22 protein-coding genes and 1 tRNA gene are annotated in these 23,824 nt (G+C 71.0%); 10 read left to right on the top strand and 13 right to left on the bottom strand.

Annotation, left to right across the window (positions count from 1 at the left end):
* The first annotated feature begins 229 nt into the window (after positions 1 to 229).
* Positions 230 to 793: a flavin reductase family protein gene (locus ACIOHP_RS10720; RefSeq protein WP_361553339.1), complete on the top strand. Its 564-nt coding sequence runs from the start codon at positions 230 to 232 to the stop codon at positions 791 to 793.
* A 23-nt stretch (positions 794 to 816) separates the two neighbouring features.
* On the opposite strand, the gene ACIOHP_RS10715 is transcribed toward ACIOHP_RS10720, so the two are convergent.
* Positions 817 to 1,656, bottom strand: coding sequence for a sigma-70 family RNA polymerase sigma factor (locus ACIOHP_RS10715; RefSeq protein WP_401885565.1), 840 nt, complete (start codon positions 1,654 to 1,656; stop codon positions 817 to 819).
* Positions 1,657 to 1,755: 99 nt separating this feature from the next.
* On the bottom strand, positions 1,756 to 2,184 hold the full coding sequence (gene arfB / locus ACIOHP_RS10710; RefSeq protein ID WP_361553345.1) for an alternative ribosome rescue aminoacyl-tRNA hydrolase ArfB: 429 nt from the start codon (positions 2,182 to 2,184) through the stop codon (positions 1,756 to 1,758).
* A gap of 195 nt (positions 2,185 to 2,379) precedes the next feature.
* On the opposite strand from arfB, the gene ACIOHP_RS10705 reads away from it, so the two are divergent.
* Both ACIOHP_RS10705 and ACIOHP_RS10700 read left to right on the top strand, forming a co-directional pair.
* On the top strand, positions 2,380 to 2,955 hold the full coding sequence (locus tag ACIOHP_RS10705) for a TerD family protein (RefSeq protein WP_361553348.1): 576 nt from the start codon (positions 2,380 to 2,382) through the stop codon (positions 2,953 to 2,955).
* A 175-nt stretch (positions 2,956 to 3,130) separates the two neighbouring features.
* On the top strand, positions 3,131 to 4,081 hold the full coding sequence (locus ACIOHP_RS10700; RefSeq protein WP_401885561.1) for a GNAT family N-acetyltransferase: 951 nt from the start codon (positions 3,131 to 3,133) through the stop codon (positions 4,079 to 4,081).
* A gap of 104 nt (positions 4,082 to 4,185) precedes the next feature.
* On the opposite strand, the gene ACIOHP_RS10695 is transcribed toward ACIOHP_RS10700, so the two are convergent.
* A complete protein-coding gene (locus ACIOHP_RS10695) occupies positions 4,186 to 5,586 on the bottom strand; it encodes a M1 family metallopeptidase (RefSeq protein WP_401885558.1) in 1,401 nt (466 codons plus the stop codon).
* Between the two features lie 104 nt (positions 5,587 to 5,690).
* On the opposite strand from ACIOHP_RS10695, the gene ACIOHP_RS10690 reads away from it, so the two are divergent.
* Positions 5,691 to 6,191, top strand: a complete 501-nt coding sequence (locus tag ACIOHP_RS10690) for a hypothetical protein (RefSeq protein WP_307029077.1) — start codon at positions 5,691 to 5,693, stop codon at positions 6,189 to 6,191.
* Between the two features lie 15 nt (positions 6,192 to 6,206).
* Here ACIOHP_RS10690 and ACIOHP_RS10685 read toward each other — a convergent pair whose 3' ends face one another.
* Entirely contained in the window at positions 6,207 to 6,869 is a 663-nt protein-coding gene (locus ACIOHP_RS10685; protein WP_401885556.1) for a hypothetical protein, read from the bottom strand.
* Between the two features lie 4 nt (positions 6,870 to 6,873).
* Positions 6,874 to 7,560, bottom strand: a complete 687-nt coding sequence (locus ACIOHP_RS10680) for a pentapeptide repeat-containing protein (protein WP_361553360.1) — start codon at positions 7,558 to 7,560, stop codon at positions 6,874 to 6,876.
* A gap of 231 nt (positions 7,561 to 7,791) precedes the next feature.
* On the opposite strand from ACIOHP_RS10680, the gene ACIOHP_RS10675 reads away from it, so the two are divergent.
* Entirely contained in the window at positions 7,792 to 8,772 is a 981-nt protein-coding gene (locus ACIOHP_RS10675) for a zinc-binding dehydrogenase (protein WP_401885550.1), read from the top strand.
* Positions 8,773 to 8,892: 120 nt separating this feature from the next.
* Here the strand turns inward: ACIOHP_RS10675 and ACIOHP_RS10670 are convergent, their stop codons facing one another.
* The gene (locus tag ACIOHP_RS10670) at positions 8,893 to 12,087 is read right to left on the bottom strand and encodes a Tat pathway signal protein (protein WP_401885546.1); all 3,195 of its coding nucleotides are present in this window, start codon (positions 12,085 to 12,087) and stop codon (positions 8,893 to 8,895) included.
* A 146-nt stretch (positions 12,088 to 12,233) separates the two neighbouring features.
* Positions 12,234 to 13,640, bottom strand: coding sequence for an NAD(P)/FAD-dependent oxidoreductase (locus ACIOHP_RS10665; protein WP_401885544.1), 1,407 nt, complete (start codon positions 13,638 to 13,640; stop codon positions 12,234 to 12,236).
* Between the two features lie 142 nt (positions 13,641 to 13,782).
* Between ACIOHP_RS10665 and ACIOHP_RS10660 the strand changes: the two genes are divergently transcribed.
* Together ACIOHP_RS10660 and ACIOHP_RS10655 are read left to right on the top strand one after the other, a co-directional pair.
* Complete coding sequence (locus ACIOHP_RS10660) at positions 13,783 to 14,676, top strand: aminoglycoside phosphotransferase family protein (RefSeq protein WP_401885540.1); 894 nt, start codon at positions 13,783 to 13,785, stop codon at positions 14,674 to 14,676.
* Entirely contained in the window at positions 14,673 to 15,152 is a 480-nt protein-coding gene (locus tag ACIOHP_RS10655; RefSeq protein ID WP_401885537.1) for a GNAT family N-acetyltransferase, read from the top strand. Before ACIOHP_RS10660 ends, ACIOHP_RS10655 begins: the two co-directional genes overlap by 4 nt.
* 41 nt (positions 15,153 to 15,193) lie before the next feature.
* On the opposite strand, the gene ACIOHP_RS10650 is transcribed toward ACIOHP_RS10655, so the two are convergent.
* Positions 15,194 to 15,267: transfer RNA gene (locus tag ACIOHP_RS10650), tRNA-Thr, on the bottom strand.
* A 215-nt stretch (positions 15,268 to 15,482) separates the two neighbouring features.
* On the opposite strand from ACIOHP_RS10650, the gene ACIOHP_RS10645 reads away from it, so the two are divergent.
* The 3 genes from ACIOHP_RS10645 to ACIOHP_RS10635 all read left to right on the top strand — a co-directional run bounded on the left by ACIOHP_RS10645 (position 15,483) and on the right by ACIOHP_RS10635 (position 18,090).
* On the top strand, positions 15,483 to 16,571 hold the full coding sequence (locus ACIOHP_RS10645; RefSeq protein WP_401885534.1) for an ABC transporter ATP-binding protein: 1,089 nt from the start codon (positions 15,483 to 15,485) through the stop codon (positions 16,569 to 16,571).
* 215 nt (positions 16,572 to 16,786) lie between these two features.
* Positions 16,787 to 17,242, top strand: a complete 456-nt coding sequence (locus ACIOHP_RS10640; protein ID WP_361484775.1) for a hypothetical protein — start codon at positions 16,787 to 16,789, stop codon at positions 17,240 to 17,242.
* 116 nt (positions 17,243 to 17,358) lie between these two features.
* Positions 17,359 to 18,090, top strand: coding sequence for a nucleotidyltransferase family protein (locus ACIOHP_RS10635; protein ID WP_361484773.1), 732 nt, complete (start codon positions 17,359 to 17,361; stop codon positions 18,088 to 18,090).
* A gap of 100 nt (positions 18,091 to 18,190) precedes the next feature.
* Here the strand turns inward: ACIOHP_RS10635 and ACIOHP_RS10630 are convergent, their stop codons facing one another.
* From ACIOHP_RS10630 to ispD, 5 genes are all read right to left on the bottom strand, one after another.
* The gene (locus ACIOHP_RS10630) at positions 18,191 to 19,807 is read right to left on the bottom strand and encodes a DoxX family membrane protein (protein ID WP_401885531.1); all 1,617 of its coding nucleotides are present in this window, start codon (positions 19,805 to 19,807) and stop codon (positions 18,191 to 18,193) included.
* Positions 19,808 to 19,935: 128 nt separating this feature from the next.
* The gene (gene rlmB, locus ACIOHP_RS10625; RefSeq protein ID WP_401885528.1) at positions 19,936 to 20,877 is read right to left on the bottom strand and encodes a 23S rRNA (guanosine(2251)-2'-O)-methyltransferase RlmB; all 942 of its coding nucleotides are present in this window, start codon (positions 20,875 to 20,877) and stop codon (positions 19,936 to 19,938) included.
* 88 nt (positions 20,878 to 20,965) lie between these two features.
* Positions 20,966 to 22,363, bottom strand: a complete 1,398-nt coding sequence (gene cysS / locus ACIOHP_RS10620) for a cysteine--tRNA ligase (RefSeq protein WP_361553383.1) — start codon at positions 22,361 to 22,363, stop codon at positions 20,966 to 20,968.
* A gap of 75 nt (positions 22,364 to 22,438) precedes the next feature.
* Entirely contained in the window at positions 22,439 to 22,942 is a 504-nt protein-coding gene (ispF, locus tag ACIOHP_RS10615) for a 2-C-methyl-D-erythritol 2,4-cyclodiphosphate synthase (RefSeq protein ID WP_266825412.1), read from the bottom strand.
* The gene (ispD, locus tag ACIOHP_RS10610) at positions 22,932 to 23,684 is read right to left on the bottom strand and encodes a 2-C-methyl-D-erythritol 4-phosphate cytidylyltransferase (RefSeq protein ID WP_401885524.1); all 753 of its coding nucleotides are present in this window, start codon (positions 23,682 to 23,684) and stop codon (positions 22,932 to 22,934) included. Before ispD ends, ispF begins: the two co-directional genes overlap by 11 nt.
* Positions 23,685 to 23,824 lie beyond the last annotated feature (140 nt).

The raw sequence follows: 23,824 nt of genomic DNA, 5'->3' as shown, positions 1-23,824 counted from the left end.
CGGTACACAGGGTCAACAATTAGTACCCCTTGTGACTCAAGTCACAGCGAAAGATGAACAATTGAGTGGGGTTTCTGCGTTTTCCCTGTGCGTTTACTGAACGCAAACTTTGTGGGTTTGTGGAGGTTCCCGGGGAGGGGCTGGTCGGGGGTCCTAGGTCCGAGATCGGGCCCCGCCTCGGGCGGAGGTCCGATGCGGTCCGCACCGGTCGGACACTAGCGTTTTCGACGTGCCGAACACTTCCCCGATCACCGCCGTCACCGCCTACGGGCATCCTGTGGGGGTGAGCAACGACGAGTTCCGCGCCGCCATGTCACGGCTGGCCGCGGGTGTGGTCCTGGTGACCGCCTACGAGCCCCCGCTCGACGCCGAGGGGCCCAAGGGCGAGGACGTCGGTATGACGGCCACCGCCTTCATGTCGGTGTCCCTGGACCCGCCCCTGGTGCTGGTCAGCCTGCGCGAGGGCTCCCGTATGGACGACCTCCTCGACGAACAGCCCCTGTGGGCCGTCTCGGTCCTCTCCGAGAGCCAGAGCCACATCGCCGGCCGCTTCGCCATGAAGGGCCGCATCAGCGACCGCCTCCTCTTCGAGGACGTCCCCCGCACCCGGGGCGAGGCCACCGGCTCCCTCCTGGTGGGCGGCGCCCTGGCGACCCTGGAGTGCCGAACGGAACAGCGGATAAGCGCGGGCGACCACACCCTGGTGATCGGCCGGGTCCTGACGGCGGAGGTACCGGGCGCGGACGGAGGGCCCCTGACGTACTTCAGGGGCCGCTACCGCCGGCTGGACTGACGTCGCCGGGCCCTTCCGCGTGCCTAGAGGAGCTCGATGTCCAGGCCGGCCACGCGCGCGGGGGCGGTCACGACGTCGATCACGGCGATCCGGTCCCGTACGAACGTGAAGGCCAGCGCCCGCTCCACCCGCCCGTCCACCAGCACCGCGAGCCCCGTGGCCCCGTCGACCAGCGCGGGCCGCGCGACCAGGGCGAGGCTCGCGAAGCTCGTCGCCCCCTTCGCCACCGCAAGGGCGCCCGCCGTGACACCGGCCTCGGCACGCGCCACGACGTCCGGGTCGAGCACCTCCACCAGCGCGTCGAAGTCGCCTCCGCGCGCGGCGGCCAGGAAGGCGTCGACGATCTCCCGCTGCCGGACCAGGTCCGCGTCGGGCGCCGGCGCGCCCTGCACCCGGCGCCGGGCCCGGCTGGCGAGCTGCCGCGCCGCGGCCGGCGTACGTCCCACGATGTCGGCGACATCCTCGAACGGCACCGCGAACAGGTCGTGCAGCACGAACGCCAGCCGTTCGGCGGGCGTCAGCGTCTCGAGTACGACGAGCAGTGCGACGCCGACCGAGTCGGCGAGCAGCGCGTCCTGCTCGGGGTCGGGGACCACGCCGGGCAGCGGTACGTCCGGCTCCAGCGGCTGCTCGGCACGCGCCTTGCGGGACCGCAGCATGTCCAGACAGACCCGCCCCACGACCGTGGTCAGCCAGCCCCCGAGGTTCTCCACCTGCCGGGTGTCGGAACGGCTCAGCCGGAACCACGCCTCCTGCACCGCGTCGTCCGCCTCCGCACGCGACCCGAGCATCCGGTAGGCGACGGCGCTCAGATGCCCCCGGTGCGCCTCGAACCGCTCGGCAAGAAACTCACTCTCGCTCATCCGCCTCTGACCTCTCGTCACATCGCCGGGGTGGTCTCAACGGTCTGACGAACGGCAGGGCGCGGATGTGACAGGGGTACAGCTCGGCGCGCGCCGGTGCTAACCCCAGTCGCGGCCCGTCCTGCCCCGCTTCGTCTCCGCCCGCTGCTTCTTCTCACGCAGGCGGCGTTCGTTGATGCCGCGCGGAATGCGGGTGGCCCTGCGGGGCTTGGGGGGCGGGGCGGTGGCCTCGGCCAGGAGGGCGGCCAGGCGTACGGCGGCGGTCTCGCGGTTGCGCCACTGGGAGCGGTGCTCCGAGGCGCGGACCGTGACGACGCCGTCGACGAGGCGGCCGGCCAGGCGTTCCAGGGCCCGCTGCTTCCACACCTCGGGCAGGGACTCCGTCTTGGCCAGGTCGAAGCGGAGCTCCACCTGTGAGTCGCTGGTGTTGACGTGCTGGCCGCCCGGTCCGGACGACCGCGAGAAACGCCACATGAGCTCGGCCTCGGGAAGGGAGACGGAGCCGCGGATGACGTGAGGACCGGACATGCCCCTATGGTCGCGCGGCTGACCCGCACACGTCACGCGAATATCCCCGTCTCTGTGCTCGCGCCCTCACTCCCGCTTGGTAAAGAAAGTAAAGAGAGCCGGAACCTTTGGTGCCCCTCTCCGCGTTCTTGGGGGTAGATGTAGCTTCAAGCCCGTACTGCCTGTGCAATGCATAACGAGGGAAGGATCCCAACCATGGCTGTAAGCCTGTCCAAGGGTGGCAACGTCTCGCTCAGCAAGGAGGCTCCGGGCCTGACTGCCGTCACCGTGGGCCTGGGCTGGGACGTCCGCACCACCACCGGCACGGAGTTCGACCTCGACGCCTCCGCGATCGCGGTCAACCCGACGGGCAAGGTCTACTCCGACGGCCACTTCGTCTTCTTCAACAACAAGCAGACGCCGGACCAGACCATCGTCCACACCGGTGACAACCGCACCGGCGAGGGCGCGGGCGACGACGAGGCGATCAACGTCAACCTGGCGGGCCTCCCGGCCGACATCGACAAGATCGTCTTCCCGGTCTCGATCTACGACGCCGAGAACCGCTCGCAGAACTTCGGCCAGGTCCGCAACGCGTACATCCGCATCGTCAACCAGGCCGGCGGCGCCGAGATCGCCCGCTACGACCTGTCCGAGGACGCGGCCACCGAGACCGCCATGGTCTTCGGCGAGCTGTACCGCAACGGCGCCGAGTGGAAGTTCCGCGCCGTCGGCCAGGGCTACGCCTCGGGCCTCGCGGGCATCGCGTCGGACTTCGGTGTCAGCGTCTGACGTCTGACGTCTGACGGACGCAGGCACCCCACGCTGCGCGGGAACCCCCGGCTCCGGCCGGGGGTTCCGGCGTTGTGAGGGCGAGTGAGGGCGGTTGCGGCACGTGTCGCCAGGCGCGGCCCTAGGTGTGTTGTCACGAGGATGCCCATGACGTGTGCGCGATAAATTGCCCCGCATGATCCTCGCCCCCGTCCCCCTCACCCCCGACCGCGACATCCCGGCCCCCGTCCTCACCGAACTCGCCGCGCTCTACGCCGCCAACCGCGAGTTCCACGCGCTCAGCGGGGACTTCCCGGACCCGGACGACGTGCGCCCGGAACAGGTGGCGACAGCACTGGCCGACGATCTCGCGGAGCCGGACGCCGAGGTACTGCTCGCCCGCAGCGAGGGACGGCTCGTCGGGATCGTGATCACCCTCGCCCACCACCCCGACCCGGCCGACCCGGACCCCTGGATCGGACTGCTGATGGTGGACAAGGACAGCCAACGCCAGGGGTACGGACGGCGGTTGGCGTCCCTCGTCGAGGACCGATTCCGCACGGCGGGCCGCGACGCCGTCCGCCTCGCCGTCCTCGACACCAACCCCAAGGCCCTCGCCTTCTGGACCGCCCTCGGCTACGAGGTCATCGACCACCGCGACGACCGCGAGCTCGGCCGCCCCTGCGCGGTCCTGCGCAAGCCGCTGCGCGCCCCCCGCCGCGCCGCCCGGGTCGTCGTGCTCGACCCCGAGGGTGCCGTCTTCCTCCTGCGGTACGACAACGTCGAGGTCGGCGTGCACTGGGCCATGCCCGGCGGCGGCCTGGAGCCGGACGAGAGCCCCGTCGAGGGCGCCCTGCGCGAACTGCGCGAGGAGACCGGCTGGACGGACCTGGCGACGGGCCCGCTGCTGTGCACCTGGGAACACGACTTCACGCACGCCTCCGTCGGCCCCGTCCATCAGCACGAGCACATCTACGTCACCCACGGCCCGCGCCGCGAACCCACCGGCCCCCACCTCGCCGCCGCCCACGCCGAGGACCTCATCCTCACCTGGCGCTGGTGGACCCGGAAGGAACTCAGGGCAGCGACCGAGGCCATGTGGCCGCCGGACCTCGCACGACGGCTCGACGCGTTCGACGGGGCGTGATCCCGATGGAACGGACGACCCTCGCCGGTACCGGACCGGGCGCGCTCGTCGGCATCGGATCGCCCCTGCTCGCGGACCGCGCCCGCCGGCCCTGACCGGTCGGCTCAGCGGTCCTCCGGCTTCCCGTCCCCGTACAGCCACTGCGCCCAGATCGCGTCGAAGTCCTCGTCCGGCGCCTGCTTCTGCACATACGCCGTGAAGTCGGCGGTGTCCGCGTTGCCGTGGCGGTGGGCGGCCGTCCAACCCTGGACGATGTCGTAGAAGGTGTCGTCGCCGACGGTCTGCCGGATCTTGTGGACGACCATCGCGGCGCGCTGGTAAATGGGGCCCTCGTCGGAGATGTGCGCGGCGCCGGTGGGCTTCGCCGGCGGGAAGGACCAGAGGTCCTCGTATCTGTCCTCGCCGTGGTCGTAGAGCGCGTCGAACGTCTCCTGGGCGCTGTCGCCGCCCTCGTCCTCCTCCCACAGCCACTCCGCGTACGTCGCGAACCCCTCGTTGAGCCACATGTCCCGCCAGGTCTTCGGCGTGACGGAGTTCCCGAACCACTGGTGCGCGAGCTCATGGACGAGGAGCCCGGTGTCCGGGGCGCCGGGGAAGAAGGGGCGGTTCTGTGTCTCCAGCGCGTACCCGGCGTCGTGCTCGCCGCCGACGATCGCGCCGGTGGAGGAGAAGGGGTACGGGCCGAAGTTGTACTCCGCCCACTCCATGACCTCCGGCAGCCGGGCCAGCGCCTTCGCGCTCGCCTTCGCCTGCCCCGGGGCGACGGCCGTGTACACCGGCAGGTCACCGGCGGTGGAGCGGCGGACGTCGTAGTCGCCGACCGCGAGCGTGGCGACGTGGCTCGCCATGGGCTCGGCGGTGCGCCAGGTGAAGGTCGTACGGCCCTTGCTGGTCGTCTCGTCCGTCAACTCCCCGTTGGACACGGCCCGCAGGCCCTCCGGCACGGTGACCGCGATGTCGTACGTCGCCTTGTCGGAGGGGTGGTGGCTGCCGGGGAACCACGCCATCGATCCCGTCGGCTCGCCGAGTCCGACCGCGCCGCTCTCCGTGCGCAGCCAGCCCTCCTCGGAGCCGTCCGGGTCGGTGATCGTCCGCGGGGTGCCGGAGTAGCGGACCCGCACCTCGAACGTCTCTCCCTGATCGAGCTCGTCCGCCGGGCGTACGGTGAGCTCCTGTCCGGTCCGGTTCCAGCGGGCCTTCTCGCCCTCGACCGTGACCTCCTCGACGTCCAGCCCCTCCAGGTCCAGGTCGAAGGCGGACAGGTCCTGCGTGGCCCGGGCGGTGACGGCCGCCGTGCCGGACAGGTGCTCCGCGTCGGGGTCGTAGGACAGCCTCAGCGCGTAGTGCGCCACGTCGTACCCGCCGTTGCCCGCCTTCGGGAAGTACGGGTCGCGCACACCGGAGCCGCCGGGGGCGCCCTGCACTCCACCGCTGGTGCACGCCGGGAGCGCGAGAGCGAGCAGGACGGAGGCACAGGCCGGGACAAGGCGCACGGAACGGGACATGACCATGATCCTAGAGCGGGCGCACCGCCACCCCACCGCGGCTCCGGACCCGGCGCACGGTCACCCCGTCCGGCCTCCCGCCGCGCCGTGACACCATCTCGTACGTGCTCGACATCGGCTACGCCCTCTCCAACCGCTTCCCGGACCCGCCCCAGACGGACTACCGCCGCGCGGACGTCCACGCGCTGCGTCACGACCTGTTCTGCGGTGACGTCTACCTCGCCGACACCAAGGCGGACCGGGAACTGTCCACAGCCTGGGGATGGGTGCCGGTGCTCGACTTCGCGTGGGCGCTGTGCGACATCGCGGAACGGCTCGACCGCGACCCGGCCGGCTCCCGGGCGTCCCGCCCCCAGCACGCGGAACTCGACTTCACCGAGTCCACCGACCGCATGCTCTTCGAGCGCCGCTTCGGCTGGGTCGACATCGAGTCCGACTGGATGCCGGCCGAGGAACCGCCCCTGACCTTCTCCCACTCCGAACTGCGCCGCGAGGCACGGGACTTCCTCCACGACCTGCTCGCCGACCTGTGCGACCTCCACGACGACCTCGCCGAGAACCCGGCGATCTGGACCCTCCAGGCCCGCTTCCCCCGCGTCGACTGACCGGCCGCCGCCCCGTCACTCCCCGGCCGGGCTGAAGGCCGCCCCGCCGAACACCGTCAGCTCCTCCGGCGGCAGACCTTCGGGCAGATGACCGCGGGAGAGGTAGGTGTGCCCCGTGCCCAGTCGACGGCCGTCCAGCCCGAGCGTCTCCATCACGTCGTAGTGCTGGTCGTTCGCGAAGACGTACCGCCCGTCCTCCCCGTCCTCCGGGTCAAGGGGTATGCAGCGCAGGACGGACTCCAGCACGGCCCGGTCCACGGGCCCGGTCGCGAACGGCAGGAAGGCCTCGGGGTCGGCGCCGACAGGATCGGGGTACGCGTCATCCTCGTCCCCGCCCACCGGATTGCCGTCCTCGTCAGTCTCGCCCTCGTCGAAGTAGCCGGGATGCGAGTCGTAGCAATGCCGCTCCTCCCCGTCCTCGAAGACCCGCAGATCCAGCACGTCCGAGTCGTGTACGTACGAACTCAGCGTCGCCGCGCCGAGGAGCCGACTCAACGGTCCGGCCAGCTCGATCGCGTCGGTCTCCGGGTCCGGGAAGAACAGCACGGTGCGCCCCGGGCCCGCCGTCATCGCGTACCCCCGCAGCGCCCTGCCGTCGCTCCCCGTCGCCGCCGCGAGCAGCGGCACGACCTCGGCGCACTCCCGCGCGACCAGGACATTGCCATAGAAGGTCCCCACCCCGTCAGCCCTCCACTCTGATCCCCATCTGACCCGCCAGCACCGGTGCCAGATCCAGCAGTTGTGCGCTACTGACGACCGCACCCGCGAGCCGTTCCACACCCCGCGCGATGTCGATCTCCACCGCCCCCCGCAGATCCACGTCCATGAGCGTCACCCCCGTGAGGTCCGCCCGCTTCAGCGCGCAGTCCACGAACTCGACCCGCTCCAGCCGCGCCCCGCCGAAGTCCGGCTCGGCAAGGACGCAGCCCTCGAAGACGACGTCCCGCAGGGTCGCCGCACGCAGGTTCAGATAGTCGATCTTGCCGCCGCGGATCACCACCCGCTCCAGGACCGCCCCGTGCAACTGCACCCCGCCCAGCCGGGCGTCGACCAGCTCCACGTCCCGCAGGGTCGCCTCCGACAGGTTGGTCCCCACGCCCCGGACGCCGGTGAGGACCGAGTCCAGCAGGCGCGCGTTGCGCAGCCGTGTCTCGTCCAGCGCGCACCCCGTCAGCGCGCAGTCCATGAAACGGGCGCCGGAGCCGTCCTGCCCCGCGAAGTCCGCCTCCGTGAACTCCAGCCCGTCGTAGTCCCCGTCCGGCTCCAGCCCTCCGCCGTCGTACGCAGCCAAGGGCGGCAACCGCACCTCCGGCCGCCGCGCACCCTTCACACCGGCACCGCCGGCTCCACCCGCCGCTCTCCTCGCCATGCCCCCATGCTGCACCCCACCACTGACAACGCCTCGGGCGAACACCCTGGCCTGCGAGGACTCCCCCTGTGCCCTGCCCGAGGTGTCCTTCGACAGCGCCCTCACCGCCGTATCGCGGGCGCCGGGCCGGGCCGGTACACCCTTGACCTCAAGCATGCTTGAGGTTGAAGAGTGAGGTCGACGGCCCGGGCCACCACGGCCCGGGCTCCGACAGCCACAGGGGGATCACCCATGCACGCCATCCGACTGCACGCCTTCGGCCCGGCCGAGAACCTCACCCCCGAGGAGGTCGAGGCCCCGCTCCCCGGCCCCGGCCAGGTACGTATCGCCGTCGAGGCGGCCGGCGTCCACCTCCTGGACACCGCACTCCGCGAGGGCGTACAGGGCCCCCTGCCCGCACCGACGCGACTGCCCACCATCCCCGGCCGTGAGGTCGCCGGCGTCATCGAGTCCCTCGGTGACGGCGTCGCCGCCCTCTGGCTCGGCAAGCACGTGGTCGCCCACCTCGGTTTCGCGCCCGGCGGCTACGCCGAACTCGCCGTCACCGACGTCGACCGCGTCCACGAGATCCCGGCGAACCTCGACGCCGCCGAGGCCGTCGCCATGATCGGAACAGGCCGTACGACGATGGGGATCCTCCAGTTCGCCGACCTCGGCCCCGACTCGGTCGCCGTGATCCCGGCCGCCGCCGGCGGCATCGGCACCCTCCTCGTGCAGTACGCCAAGAACGCCGGCGCGACCGTCGTCGGCCTGGCCGGCGGCCCGGAGAAGGTGGCCCGCGTCGCGGAGAACGGCGCCGACCTCGCCGTCGACTACAAGGACCCCGCCTGGCCCGACAAGGTCCGCGCGTTCCTCGGCGGCAGGCCCGCCACCGTCGTCTTCGACGGCGTCGGCGGCGAGATCGCCCGCCACAGCACCGAACTCCTCGGCCCCGGCGGAAAGCACATCGTCTTCGGCTGGTCGGCAGAAGGCATCCACGACGGCGGGCCCTACCTCATCGACGGCGTGTCCGAGCAGGTCCTGGGCCCCACGATGATGCAGAAGGCCGGCGGCCCCAACCCCGTGCGCACCCTCGAACTACGCGCCCTCAGCGAGGCCGCCGCAGGCCGCCTCACCCCCGCGATCCACCGCTTCCCCCTCACCGAGGCGGCCGCCGCACACCGGGCACTGGAAACGCGCGGCACCACCGGAAAGGTCGTCCTCGTGCCCTGACATGCCCGCTTCGGCGGCTCCTCCTGGCCGACCGCGAACGCACCTTCGTCAACGGAGTCGGTGGCCTGGACGCACAGAAGGGGCGACCGTCCGGCCGCCCCCTCCGCCCACCTCAGCGGCTCACCTCACGACCGCCTTGGTCGCCTTGCTCACCGCCGACCCGTCCTTGTGACCGGTTCGGTGCGCGATCACCTTCACGGTGATCTTCTTGCCCTTCTGCGCCGACTTCAGCACCAGCGAGGACTTGGTGGCCCCGCTGATCACCTTCCCGTTCGCGTACCACTGGTACGCGTACGAGGTCGGCGCCGGACTCCACGTCCCCTTCGACGCCTTCAGGGTCTTCCCGACCTTCGCCGTCCCGCTGATCACGGGCACCTTGCTCGCCTTGGGCGCGTCCCCCTTGGCCACGGTCACCGCAGCCGAAGTCGCCGTCCCGCTCTGCCAGCCCTCCTTGACCGCGGTCACGGTCACGGTCAGCTTCTTGCCGACCACCGAGGCAGGCGGGGTGAACGACTTCCCCGTCGCCCCTGAGACCGGCGTGCCGTCCGCCTTCCACTGGTACGTGTACGAGGACGGGACCGCCGACCAACTCCCCGGCGATGCCGTGACCTTGGCCCCGACCTTGGCCGTGCCCGTCACCTTGGGGGTGGCCGTGTTCCGCAGCTCGGGCCGGGGAGCCACGGAGAAGGTGCCGCGCGGGAACTCCCCGCCACGCGCGATCACGCTGACGTTCCAGGTGCCGGTGGCCGCGCCGGTCAGGTCGAGCGTCGCGGTCACCGTCCGGTTGTCCGCGGAGACCGAGTCGGCCGCCGCCGTGATCGTCTTGCCGGACAGGCCGAGCCGGACGGTGACGTCGGGGCCGAGCGCGGTGCCGGTGACCGTCAGCTTCACCTTGCCGCCGGTCACACCGGTGTCGGGGCTGACCGCGGTGACGGCCGTCTCCTCCGTGCCGCACACCGACGTGCAGGTCAGCTCGGCGCTGTAGGCGGTGCTGGACGCCTTCTCGGGCAAGCCCAGGACGAACACCGTCGGCGTGCTCTGCGAGGAGGAGCCGAGCACGTCGCAGTCGTAGCCCTCCGGGATGTAGTGCGTGCAGCCGTTGGCCCAGGTCGACGTGTTGTACAGCGCCGGCACCGCCGTGGTGGCGGCACCGGCGGTGTCCTTGATGTCCGTCTCGAAGTGGTCGAACCCGGCGGTCGGCAGCGCCGCGCACACCGCGGTGTGCGACTCGTCCAAGGTGCCGGTGATCGGCCCGTACCCGTAGGTCACGGACGGCACCTTCACGCACTCCGGCGCCGGACCGTCGGCGGTCGCGATCCGCAGAGCGTCCAGGCGGTACTCGGGCGCCGCCTTCAGCGTGACCGGCGTCTGCACGAGGACCTGATGCGTGGTGGAACCGGTGACCGCACAGGAGGAGTTGCGGAAGGCGCACTCCACCCGTCCGTCCCCGGAGACGACCGCGCTGTTGGCGGTCCCGAGGGCGTCCCGCACATTGACGTGCACGACATCGCCGGCCGCGGCGGTGGTCACCTGATGGCAGTTCAGCGTGCCGGAACCGTCGTAACCACTCTTCACCGAGGGCCCGCCGACCTTGGCCGCCGCGGTCTTGGTGCAGCCCGCCGAGGAAGCGCTCGCGGTGACGTCCCGCCGGGTCAGGCTGTAGGTGGCCGTCTCGTCCCGGCCGTTGACCAGCACGGTGTGGTCCTTGCCCGGCGTCAGGGAGCAGATGACCCAGCCGTTGGTCGTGGCGTAGCGCTCACAGACCCGCTTGCCGTCGGAGTCCAGCACCGAGAACGCCGCGGAGGCCGTCCCGGAGGTGGCGATCAGCTGGAAGACCTCGGCGTCCGTGTGCGCGGCCGCCGGGATGGCCAGGCAGTGCGAGAAGACGCCGCCGCCGGTGGTCAGCGTGGCCTTCGCGCCGCCCGCGCCGAAACTCCCGGCGGACAGAACGGGGCAGCCCTCGGCGACGTCGGTCCGGTGAAAGGCCACCGCGTAGGCACCCGTCGCCGAGTCACCGCCGTCCTCGGTGTGCACCAGAGCCCGGTAAGGGGCCTCACCGGTGAGCGCGCAGTCGCCACCACGGAGGTCGCCCTCATCGCACTGCGCGGTGCCCGTGCGGTCCAGGACCTCCACCTCGGGAGTCAGCCCGGCAGAGGAGAGCGAGGTGAGCGCGGCGATCCGGGCCCCCTGCGGAGCGGACAGCGCAAGGCAGTCGTACTGCCCGACCGAGCTCAACTCACCCTTGTACAGACCGGTCCCGGTCGCCACGCACCCGTCGTCGGCCGCGCGGTCCAGGACGACCAGACCGGCCCGTGTGTCACGGAAGGGGTACGTGCCGTCGAGGACGGCCGTGTACGTGCCCGGCGCCTTGATCCGGCACGGATCGGCACCGTACCGGCACACGCTCAGCCCGGCCGCGTCGTACACCCGCGCCACCTCGACCTCCCGGTCCTCGCTCACCGAGTGCACGGTGTACGAGCCCGCGGAGGCGGCGGTGAAGGTGAAGCACGGGTTGGCGGTGAAGTCCTGCTGCTCCAGCGCGCCGTACGGGCGGACCGGAGTGGCGGTACAGCCCTGCGGGTCGCTGAGCCGGCGGACCTTGACGCCGAACTCGGCGGGGAAGCCGTTCTCCGAGCGCGAGACGGTCGAGATCACCCGGTAAGGGCCGTCGCCGGGCAGGACACAGCTGTCCTCGCCGTCCTCCGGGAACCGCTCGCAGATCCGGGCACCGGTCGCGTCGGTGATCCAGGCGCGGGAGTCGCCGTACACCTTCGAACCGTGGGTGAGCCGGACCCGGTCGCCGCGCTCGCCCGCGAAGGGCTGGCAGTCGACCTCCACCTGGCTCACTGTCGTACGGGTGACATCCGGCTGGTCCCAGTCGGTGCCGACAGCGGCCGCGCACCCCTTGTCCGAGCCGAGCGGCACGAACGTCACGGAGGCGGTCTCGTCCTCCCAGCCGGTGTTGAGGACCTTCAGCGTGTAGGTGCCGGCCGCGGACACCGCGCACATGTCCTGCGTGGCGTACCCGTCGCCGGAGCAGTCCACCTGACTGTCATCGGCGGCGAACAACTGCCTGGCCATCGTGTTGCCGTTGGCGTCCAGCGCCGGTGCCAGATAAAGGCCGGGCGTCTCGACGGTGACGGTGAAGCAGGCGCTCGAATCGGGCGCGACGGTCGCCTTGCCGATCGCGTCCCCCGGGTCGCCGAAGGCCGCGAGGGCGAGCGGCGCGCACTCCGCCTCGTCGGCGGCGACGGCCGGCCCCGCACCCGCCAAGGACAGCAGTGAAGCGCACAGCGGGACGACGGCGGCGAACACGGCCGCGCGCCTTCGTCCCGTCCGTCTCGCGGGCGGACAGGAATCGTCGTCGGACACGGAATCCCCCCTGGAATATCGGTCGTTGAGGCGATGGTCGCACAGGGGTGTGACAGCGCTCTCATGAGTTTCCAGGGACGGCCGAAACCCTAGTGACGCCCGGCGATCCGATCCGCGACCCGCGCCAGCCGCGACGACTGCGCGCTGTGCGCCCCCGTCTCCCGCCGGTCAGCCGCCCGATACGTCGCGTACATCCCCTGCACCCCCAGCCACCGAAACGGCTCCGGCTCCCACTTGCGCACCTTGTGCCCCACCCACGGCAGATCCGTCAGCTCGGTCGTCCCGCCCTGCCCCGAGTCCCACCGCACCAGATCCCGCAGCGTCCGCGCCGCGAGGTTCGTCGTGGCCACACCGGAACCGACGTAACCCCCCGCCCAGCCCAGCCCTGTCGTCCGGTCCAGCGTCACCGTCGCGCACCAGTCCCGCGGCACCCCCAGCACCCCGGACCAGGCGTGCTCGACCCGCACCCCGGCCAGCGAAGGGAAGAACCGCACGAGGATCTCCCGCAGCGCCTCGATCGTCGCGTCCTGTGTCCGCCCGTCGTTGTCCGTCCTCGACCCGAAGCGATACGGCACCCCGCGCCCACCGAGCGCGATCCGCCCGTCCTCGGTGCGCTGCGCGTACATGTACGCGTGCGCCATGTCCCCGAGCGCCTCCCGCCCGTCCCAGCCCACCGACTCCCACTGCGCGTCGGTCAGCGGCTCGGTGACGACCATGGAGGAGTTCATCGGCAGCCAGGTCCGCCGCTGCCCCTTCAGATTCGCGGTGAAGCCCTCGGTGCAGCGCAGGACATAGGGCGCGCGCACCGTGCCGTACGGCGTGACCGCGTGCTGGGGCCGGATCTCCGTCACCGGCGTCTGCTCGTGGAGGGTCACCCCCAACGCCTCGACGACCGCCGCGAGCCCCTTCACCAGCTTCACCGGGTGCACGCGCGCACCGTGCGGCGTCCACGAGGAGCCGACCGCGCCCGCGACCCGGATCCGCTCGGCGGTCCCACGGGCGTCGTACAGCTCACGGTCCTTCTCGCCGTACGACAGCTCGTGCGCGTGGAAGTCCTTCAGCCGCGCCAACTGCGCGGGCGTCGTGGCGACTTCGAGGACGCCGCCCTTGTGGATGCCGGCGTCGATGCCCTCCTCCTCGGCGGCACGGACGACCTCGTCGACGGTGTCGTTCATGGCCTTCTGGAGGCGTACGGCGGCCTCGTGGCCGTGCAGCCTCGCATACCGGTCACGGCCGGCGACGCCGTTGTAGAGCCAGCCGCCGTTGCGGCCGGACGCCCCGTATCCGCAGAACTTCTGCTCCAGAACGGTGATCCGGAGGAAGGGCGCCGCCTTCTTCAGGTAGTACGCGGTCCACAACCCCGTGTACCCGCCGCCGACGATCACGACGTCCGCGGTGGCGTCACCCGGGAGCGGTTCGCGCACCGCAGGGAAGCCGTCGTCCGCGTACCAGAAGGAGATGCCGCCGTTCACGACAGCGCGTTCCGAGCTGCTCATGGCCGGACGTTAACCCCTGACAGCGCCCACTGTCTCCTTCGGATTTCGTCGTCTCCCACACCCCTGACCAGGGCCTGAACGCCCTGTGGGAGCCCCGGATAATTCGCGTGAGCCGGTGCGCCCACGCCGTTAGCCTCGAACAGTGATCGACATTCCGGAAGGGCTCGCGGCGTCGCAGGAGAAGTTCAACGGAGAGGCCGGGCGGAGATTCATCGCCTCACTTCCCCGACTGGCGGCGGACTTCCTGGAGCACTGGGACCTACGACGGGACGGCGCCGCGATGCACGGCGTCACGGCACTGGTCCTGCCGGTCGTCCGCCGCACGGACGGCATCCCGGCCGTACTGAAACTCCAGCTGCTGGACGACGAGAGCGAAGGCGAACCCGTCGCCCTGCGCGCCTGGGACGGCGACGGAGCCGTACGCCTCCTCCACCACGACCCCACGACGGGCACGATGCTCCTCGAACGCCTCGACGCGACCCGCATGCTCTCCCACGTCCCCGACCCCCGCGAGGCCGTCCTGACCATCGCCCGCCTCCTGTCCCACCTGACGTCCCTCCCGGCCCCGGCCGGGATGCGCGGGCTCGGAGACATCGCGGGGGCGATGCTGGAACGGACACCGTGGGCACTGGACCGGATCCCGGACCCGGAGGCACGCGGACTGGTCGCCGACTGCGCGGCGGCGGTACGGGAGGTCGTGGACGAACCCGGCGACCGGCTCCTGCACTGGGACCTCCACTACGACAACGTCCTGGCCTCGGACCGTGCGCCCTGGCTCGCCATCGACCCCAAACCCCTCGCCGGCGACCCCGGCTTCGACCTCCTCCCCGCCATCGACAACCGCTTCGACGCCGACGAGGTGCACTGGCGCCTCGACGCCATGACAGACGTCCTCGGCCTGGACCGCCCGCGCGCACGTGCCTGGACCCTGGGCCGCGTACTCCAGAACTGCCTCTGGGAGATCGAGGACGGGCGCCCGCTGGAGCCGGAACAACTGGAAATCGCCCGCCGCCTGAAAGGCCACCACCCCTCATGATCCGCACCGCCACCCCCGCCGACATCCCCGCCGTCCACGCCCTGATCCGCGAACTCGCCGACTACGAGAAGGCCCCGGACGAGGCGAAGGCCACCCCGGAACAACTCCACGAAGCACTGTTCGGCGAGCGCCCGGCGGCCTACGCGCACATCGCCGAGGACGACACGACAGGGGAAACGGTCGGCTACGCCCTGTGGTTCCTCAACTTCTCCACCTGGCGCGGCGTCCACGGGATCTACCTGGAGGACCTCTACGTCCGCCCGGAGGCCCGGGGCGGCGGCCACGGCAAGGCCCTGCTGACCGAGCTCGCCCGGATCTGCGTGGAGCGGGGGTACGAGCGTCTGGAGTGGTCCGTCCTGGACTGGAACGCACCGTCGATCGCCTTCTACGAGGCCCTGGGCGCGCGTCCGCAGGACGAGTGGACGGTGTACCGGCTGACCGACGAAGCGCTGGGGGCGCTGGGCGGCCGGGCATGAAAAAACCCAGGTCAGATTGGGTCTGACCTGGGATTTCGTTGAGCCCCCTGTCGGATTCGAACCGACGACCTACGCATTACAAGTGCGTTGCTCTGGCCATCTGAGCTAAGGAGGCATGCGTACGTCCGCCGCGAACGCGCCCGTGCAGTGTACCCAGGTCCCGGTCGCACCCTGTCGAAAATTTCGGCGAAGTTCACATGCCCGCGACTACTGACAGATCGGGTGAACGCCGGGTACCGTCCCTCCCAGTTCACCTGTGTGGACTACACCACCACCTTCCTACAACGGATCGTCCGGCACGTTCCTGCCGGTAGAAGGGGGCCCATCACCATGGCCACTGTTTCGTTCGACAAGGCGACCCGGATCTACCCGGGCACCGAGAAGCCCGCCGTAGACGGTCTTGACATCCACATCGAGGACGGAGAGTTCCTCGTTCTGGTCGGTCCGTCCGGCTGTGGCAAGTCGACCTCCCTCCGCATGCTGGCGGGGCTCGAGGACGTCAACGGCGGTGCGATCCGCATCGGTGACCGCGACGTCACGCACCTGCCGCCGAAGGACCGGGACATCGCCATGGTGTTCCAGAACTACGCGCTGTACCCGCACATGACCGTCGCCGACAACATGGGCTTCGCGCTCAAGATCGCCGGCGTGCCGAAGGCGGAGATCAAGCAGAAGGTCGAGGACGCGGCGAAGATCCTCGACCTCACCGACTACCTGGCCCGCAAGCCGAAGGCGCTCTCCGGTGGTCAGCGTCAGCGTGTCGCCATGGGCCGCGCCATCGTGCGTGAGCCGCAGGTCTTCCTCATGGACGAGCCGCTGTCCAACCTGGACGCCAAGCTCCGTGTCTCCACGCGTACGCAGATCGCGTCCCTGCAGCGCCGTCTCGGCATCACCACCGTCTACGTCACGCACGACCAGGTCGAGGCCATGACGATGGGCGACCGTGTGGCCGTGCTGAAGGACGGTCTGCTCCAGCAGGTCGACACCCCGCGCAACATGTACGACCGCCCGGCGAACCTCTTCGTCGCCGGCTTCATCGGCTCCCCCGCGATGAACCTGGTCGAGGTCCCGATCACCGACGGTGGCGTGAAGTTCGGCAAGAGCGTCGTGCCGGTCCAGCGTGACGCGGTCTCCGGCATCACCGACAAGACGGTGACCGTGGGTGTCCGTCCCGAGCACTTCGAGGTGGCGGGCCCGGACGCGGACCTGGGTCTCGCGGTCACCGTGAACGTGGTCGAGGAGCTGGGCGCCGACGCGTACGTCTACGGCACCGCCAAGCTCGACGGCAACGCCCAGGACCTCGTCGTCCGTGTCAGCGGCCGTGACGTCCCGGAGAAGGGCAGCACGCTGCACGTCGTCCCGCGCTCGGGCGAGACCCACGTGTTCTCGACCTCGACGGGTGAGCGTCTCTCCGACTGACCCACAGGCAGTACATCCCGGGTGAATTCACCCAGGTTGACGAAGAGGGCCCCGCAGCCTGCTGCGGGGCCCTCTTCGTTGTCGACAAATACCCCGGCAGACCGGTCATTTCGAGCAGTGTGCGTCAACGCCTTACCCAATTCGAGGCACCAGTTCATCCCCCGAACCGGTGACTAAATGTCGCCAAATCATCACCCCGCGCTACCCTCACACGCGTGAAGCACTCCACTAACCAACAGACGCGACGCGGCCGGGGCCCCGCCCGCCGTATCGGCCGCACGCTCGCCCTTGTCCTGCCCGTCGTCCTGGTCCTCTCCGGGACCCTCGCGGTCACCCGAGTCGACTGGTCGGGGGATCCCTCGGGCTCCGTGCTCACCGCCTCCGACGTCTCGGCGGCCGGCGCCTCCTCGAAGGCCAGGGCGCGTGCCCCGCAGGAGGTCCTGCGCGACAAGCTCCTGACCGAGCTCCAGGAGGAGAACCCGGGCGTCGCCCTCACCCACCTCCAGGAGGCCGTGAACGGCCGCCCGTCGCTCGCCAGGCACTGTGTGTCGATCGCCCGCGCGCTGGGCCGTGCGGCGGTGCGGGTGTACGGCCCGACGCGTGCGCAGTCCTACGCCCGGCCCGTCTGCGACACCTCCTTCGCAACGGGTGTGGCGGCGGCGCACCGCTGAGGCCATGGCCTCCTCCCCATCGGGGGAGGCCTCCATTCCGCTTGTGGAAAGTTACGTCTGAATAAGGAACGGTTACCGACAGAATCCGCGCGCGGGACGCCACGTACAGTTCGGTCATGACCGATCCGAACGCCGCGTCCCGCCCCGTTCAAGCCGTCGTCCTGGCAGGTGGCCAGGGTTCGCGGCTGCGCCCCTACACCGACGACCGGCCCAAGCCGATGGTCGAGATCCCCGGGACGGGGACTCCGATCATCGGCCATCAGCTTGTCTGGCTCGCCGAGGAGGGCGTGACGGACGTGGTGGTCAGCTGCGGCCATCTCGCCGACGTCCTGCAGAAGTGGCTGGACTCGGCCGATCTGCCCGTGAACGTGACGACGGTCGTCGAGACGGAGCCGCTGGGCCGCGGTGGTGGCCTCAAGTACGCGGCGGCGCGTCTTCCGCACCCTGACCGGCCCTGGTACGCCACGAACGGCGACATCTGGACCAGGTTCTCGCTGCGTGAGATGGCGGACTTCCACGCCGAGCGCGACGCGGTGGCGACGCTGGCTCTGGCCCGCCCTCGGATTCCGTGGGGGGCCGTGCAGACCGACGGGTTCGGGCACATCACGGACTTCATCGAGGCCCCGCCGACGACGTACGAGATCAATGCGGGTGTGTACGTCTTCTCCCCGGAGTTCGCCTCGATGCTGCCCGAGCGGGGCGACCATGAGCGGACCACCTTCCCGCATCTGGCGCGGGAGCTGCGGCTCGCCGGGTATCCGATTCCGCAGGGTGCGTACTGGCGGGCCATCGACACCGCGAAGGATCTGACCGAGGCGGCGAAGGAGTTGGCGGCGCTGGGGCGCTGAGCGTCGCGTCGCGGAAGGGCCCGGCACTTACGTGCCGGGCCCTTCGCGTCTTCGGGTCAGCCGGTGGGCTGCTGTCCCAGAATGCCTCCCACCGGCTCAGCTACCCCAACAGGCCGCCTACCAGGCCCGGTTCACCGGAGGAGCCTCCGGTGTCCGAGCCGCCTGTCGTACCGCCGGTGCCGCCCGTGGAGCCGGTGCCGCCGGTCGGCCCCGAGCTGGTGCTGGGGGCGCCTCCGGTCGGGGAGGACTGCTGGGGCGGGGCCTGGCCGGTGCCCTGGGTCTGGCTGGGCGCGGTGGTGGTGCTGGTGTCCCTGGTGGCACCCGGGGTGGTGGCGGCGCCGGAGGGGCTGGCCGTGCCCGCCGTGGCGCCCTGGGTGGGCGAGGTGGAGGCGGACGGGGTCTTCTTGCGCTTGCCGGGTTCCTGCGGGAGCGGGGAGCCGGGGAGTTCGTTGCGCGGGGCGTCGCCGGGGCCGGGGACGATGATGCGGTCGGCGTCGCGGACGGCGCCGCCGAGCATCGAGCCGATCAGCAGGGTGAGCCCGATGACGACGGAGGTGACCAGGGCGCCACGGCGCAGGACGTAGCGGCGCAGTTCCCAGAGGTCGGAGCGGGGTCCGAGGCGGCGCCAGGCGCTGCCGGCGAGACGTCCGTCGATGGAGTAGACGGGGGCGCCGGCGATGATCAGCGGGGACCAGGCGGCCAGGTAGATGATGTCGGGCGCGTCGTAGGCGGGGACGCTCTTCCAGCTGACGGTGAGCAGGAGCGCGGCGGAGAGCAGCGCGCCCACGGCGGCGCCGACGCGCTGCCAGCAGCCCAGGATCGTGAGGACGCCCACGATGACCTGGAGGAAGGCGATGACGAGGCCGGATCCGACGGGGTGCTGGAGGGCGAACTGGCGCAGTGGTTCGGCGACTTCCCAGGGGTGCAGGGTGTTGAGCCACTTGACCATGGAGCCGCGCTTGCCGCCGTCGAAGTAGACGGGGTCGCAGAGCTTGCCCATGCCGGCGTAGATGGAGATGAAGCCGAGGAAGATGCGCAGCGGGAGGAGGACGACGCCCAGGTTCATGCGGCGGCCCGGGTAGTAGGCGTGCCGCGCGGGGTCGACGCCGTGGCGCCGGGACGTGCCGGTGTCACCGGACCGCGCCGCGTCCTCGAACTCCTCGTCGCCGTAGGCGATTTCCTCGTCGTAGGCGCTGCCGACGGTCCGCATGTCGGGCAGGAGGCGGGGTTCGTCGCCGTCGTAGGTCCGCTGGGCGCCGACGACGGGGGTCTCGACGGTCTGCGCCAACTCGTCGTAGACGTCGATTCGGGGGATGACCTGGGTGGCTCCGGCGTCGGCGGAGGGCTCCTCGACCTGGCGGACCCCGCCGCCGCGCACGGCCTGGAGCAGGCGGTGGGCGCCGGTGTCGTCGGGGGCGGACTTGCCGCTCCAGACGACGGGGCGGCGGCGGGCCGCACCGGTGGCCGTGGCTCCCACGGCGGGCATCCGGGCGGTGTCCTCGGCAGCGCTCAAGTGCCGGGCGATCCGCGGGGATTGGGCGGCACGTCTCGTCGACGCGCCCAACTGCACGCGGAAGCTGGCGTGATTGACGATGACCTGCGCCGGATCGCTCGGCACCTTCACCATGCTCAGCGCGGGAGCGTCGTCGAATCCGGAATCGAATCCCGACGAGCGGTCCCCCGTGGGTGTGCGGGGTGTTCTGGTGTCCACACTCATCTAACCGAGTGACGTGTGTTTAGGACACTGCTTTGACTGCCCGGATGTGTCCGGACAGCGTCAAGCGTGCCCGCATCGCCCGAACGGAGGCGAGATTACCCCGTACGGGTGACGGTGCGGACCCCTGTTCAGGCCCGCCGACGAGCCGCCTCGTACAGCACGACACCCGCTGCCACACCGGCGTTCAGCGACTCCGCGCCACCCGGCATCGGGATCCGCATCCGGAAGTCGCACGTCTCGCCGACCAGCCGGGACAGGCCCTTGCCCTCGCTGCCGACGACGATGACGACCGGACCGCCGAGGGCCTCCAGGTCGCCGATCTCGTGCTCTCCGTCGGCGGCGAGACCGACGACGGCGATGCCGGCCTTCTGGTACGCCTCCAGGGCGCGCGTCAGGTTGGTGGCGCGGGCGACGGGCGTACGGGCGGCCGTACCGGCGGACGTCTTCCAGGCTCCGGCGGTCATGCCGGCCGCGCGGCGCTCGGGCACGACGACGCCGTGGCCGCCGAAGGCCGACACCGAGCGGACGACGGCGCCGAGGTTGCGCGGGTCGGTGACGCCGTCGAGCGCCACGATCAGCGGGTCCTCGCCGTGGTCGTAGGCGGCGCTGGCGAGGTCCTCGGGGTGGGCGTACTCGTACGGCGGGACCTGGAGGACCAGGCCCTGGTGGTTGAGCCCGTTGGTCATCCGGTCGAGCTCGGGACGGGGGGCCTCCATGAGGTTGATCCCGCCGCGCTCGGCCGCGAGCTGGAGCGCCTCGCGCACCCGCTCGTCGTTGTCGATGAACTGCTGGACGTACAGCGTCACCGCGGGCACGCCCTCGCGCAGCGCCTCGACGACGGGGTTGCGGCCGACGACCATCTCGGACGTGCCCTTGCCGCCCCGGCCGCGCGGCGTGGGACGGCGCGCGGCCTGCTTGGCCTTGGCGTTGGCGATGCGGTTCGCCTTGTGCTTCTTGCGCAGCTCGGCGGGCGGCGTCGGACCCCGGCCTTCGAGGCCCTTGCGTCGCTGGCCGCCACTGCCGACCTGCGCGCCCTTCTTGCCGGACATGCGGCGGTTGTTCGCGGCCATGACCTACCTGTTCTCTACGGAAGTAATACGTACGTCTATGCAGTGTGCCGCCCGGAGGGCCGGGCGGCACAATCGATCAAGAAGCGGGCTAGCGCGGACCGAGGGTCCAGCGCGGTCCCTGGGGGCCGTCCTCGATGGACAGGCCCGACTGGTTGAGCTGGTCGCGGATGGCGTCCGCGGTGGCCCAGTCCTTGCGGCCGCGGGCCGACTCGCGCTGGTCGAGGACGAGTCGTACGAGGCTGTCGACCACACCGTGCAGGTCCTCGCCGCGGCTCTCCTCGCCGGCCCAGTGGGCGTCGAGCGGGTCGAGGCCGAGAACGCCGAGCATGGCGCGGACCTCGGCGAGGCGGGCCACGGCGGCTTCCTTGTCGTCGGCGGCCAGCGCGCTGTTGCCCTGGCGGACCGTGGTGTGGACGACGGCGAGTGCCTGCGGGACGCCCAGGTCGTCGTCCATGGCCTCGGCGAAGGCGGGCGGGACCTCGGCGGAGGGCTCGACGGTGCCGGCCTTCTCGACGACGCGCTGCACGAAGCCCTCGATGCGCGCGAACGCCGACTCGGCCTCGCGCAGGGCCTCCTCGCTGTACTCGATCATCGAGCGGTAGTGCGGGGTGCCGAGGTAGTAGCGCAGGACGATCGGGCGCCACGTCTTGACCATCTCGGAGACGAGGACGCTGTTGCCGAGCGACTTCGACATCTTCTCGCCGCTCATGGTGACCCAGGCGTTGTGCACCCAGTACGCGGCGAAGTCGTCGCCGTAGGCCTTGGCCTGGGCGATCTCGTTCTCGTGGTGCGGGAAGATCAGGTCGAGGCCGCCGCCGTGGATGTCGAAGGCGCTGCCGAGGTACTTGTGGGCCATGGCCGAGCACTCCAGGTGCCAGCCGGGGCGGCCACGGCCCCACGGGGTCTCCCAGTCGGGCTCGCCCGGCTTGGTCGCCTTCCACAGCGCGAAGTCACGGGGGTCGCGCTTGCCGGTCTCGCCGTCCGCGGCGGGCTGGAGCAGGTTGTCCAGCTCCTGGTTGGACAGCTGGAGGTAGCCCGGGAAGGAGCGCACGTCGAAGTAGACGTTGCCGTCCGACTCGTAGGCGTGACCGCGCTCGATGAGGCCGCGCATCATCTCGATCATCTCGGGGACGTGCCCGGTGGCACGCGGCTCGTACGTCGGCGGGAGGCAGCCGAGGGCCTGGTAGCCGTCGTTGAACGCCCGCTCGTTCTCGTAGCCGATGGACCACCAGGGGCGGCCCTGGTCGTGCGACTTGGCGATGATCTTGTCGTCGATGTCGGTGACGTTGCGGATGAACGTGACGTCGTAGCCGCGGTACTCGAACCAGCGGCGCATGATGTCGAAGTTCAGGCCGGACCGGATGTGCCCGATGTGCGGTGCGGCCTGCACGGTGGCACCACAGAGGTAGATCGAGACACAACCCGGCATGAGCGGGGTGAAGTCACGGATCTGCCGGGCGCTGGTGTCGTACAGCCGAATAGTCACGAGACAAGGGTAGTGGGCCCCGGGTAGTGCGTTGCGCGCGTTCTGCTCAAGGGGACGTTTTCGTGACGTTGTCGGTCAGCCGACCCGTACGACCAGCGCCGTGGCGATCGCCATGAGGCCCTCGTCGCGGCCGGGGAACCCCAGTCCGTCCGTGGTGGCGCCCGACACCGACACCGGTGCTCCGGCCGCCTCCGAGAGGATCTTCTGGGCCTCGTCGCGGCGCTTGCCGATCTTCGGACGCGGTCCTACGACCTGTACGGCGATGTTGCCGATCCGGAAGCCCGCGGAGTTCACGATCCGGGCCGCCTCCGTCAGCAAGGTGATTCCGGACGCACCCGACCACTCGGGGCGCCCCGTGCCGAAGTGCTGCCCCAGGTCGCCGAGGCCCGCCGCCGAGAACAGCGCGTTGCACGCGGCGTGGGCGACGACGTCGGCGTCGGAGTGACCGGCCAGGCCCGGGCCCTCGCCCTCCCACTTGAGCCCGGCGCACCACAGCTCGCGGCCCTCTTCGAAGGCATGGATGTCGGTGCCGATGCCGACCTGCGGCAGCGGCGTCCCCGCGAAGGCGTCAGAAGCCATCGTTGAGCCTCCGGCGTGCCAGAACCGCCTCCGCGAGGACCAGGTCCAGGGGGCGGGTGACCTTGAAGGCCTCCTCGTGGCCAGGGACGACCACGACCGTCTCACCGAGCTGCTCGATCATGCTCGCGTCGTCGGTGACGTCGCCGGTGACGGTCTCGTGGGCGCGGATCAGGGTCGCGCGGTCGAAGCCCTGGGGCGTCTGGACGGCGCGGAGGCGGGCGCGCTCTGGGGTGGCGACGACGGGCTCGGGGTCGCCCGGGACCGTGGCCGGTTCGACCTCCTTGACGGTGTCGGCGAGGGGCAGCGCGGGCACGACGGCCGTGGCGCCCTCCCGTACGGCCTCGATGACCGCGTCCACCGTGTCCACGGGGACCAGCGGGCGGGCCGCGTCGTGGACGAGGACGATGTCGTAGTCCGGCGGCAACGCGTCCAGGCCGAGCCTCACGGAGTCCTGGCGTTCCTCACCGCCGGGGACGACCAGGAAGTCGGTGCGCTCGGGGAGGGCATGGGCGTCGAGGAGGCTCTTGACCTCGGCGGCGCCGTCGGGCGGTGCCACGACGACGACCAGGGAGACCGCGCGGGACGCCGCCATCGCACGGACCGCGTGGATCAGCATGGGGGTGCCGTTCAGCGCGCGGAGCGCTTTGGGGGCGCCCGGGCCGAGTCGTACGCCCCGGCCGGCGGCCGGAATCACGACCGCCGTGCGGACTTCGGCGCGTGAAGAGCGCGAATCGTCAGACATCGGTTCCTGTCAGGTTTGTGTGCTCGGCCAAGGTGGGTAGGCCAGACAGCGTGCCGGGCGCGACGCCTTGACCGGACCCTTCCGTGACACCGGTCGAGCCTGCTGCCCGGGCCCGGCACGCCAAGTATCGGGGCTCGTCC

This window comes from Streptomyces sp. NPDC087859, assembly GCF_044742595.1.
GTDB lineage: Bacteria > Actinomycetota > Actinomycetes > Streptomycetales > Streptomycetaceae > Streptomyces > Streptomyces canus_F.
This window is presented reverse-complemented; position numbering and strand designations above follow the sequence as displayed.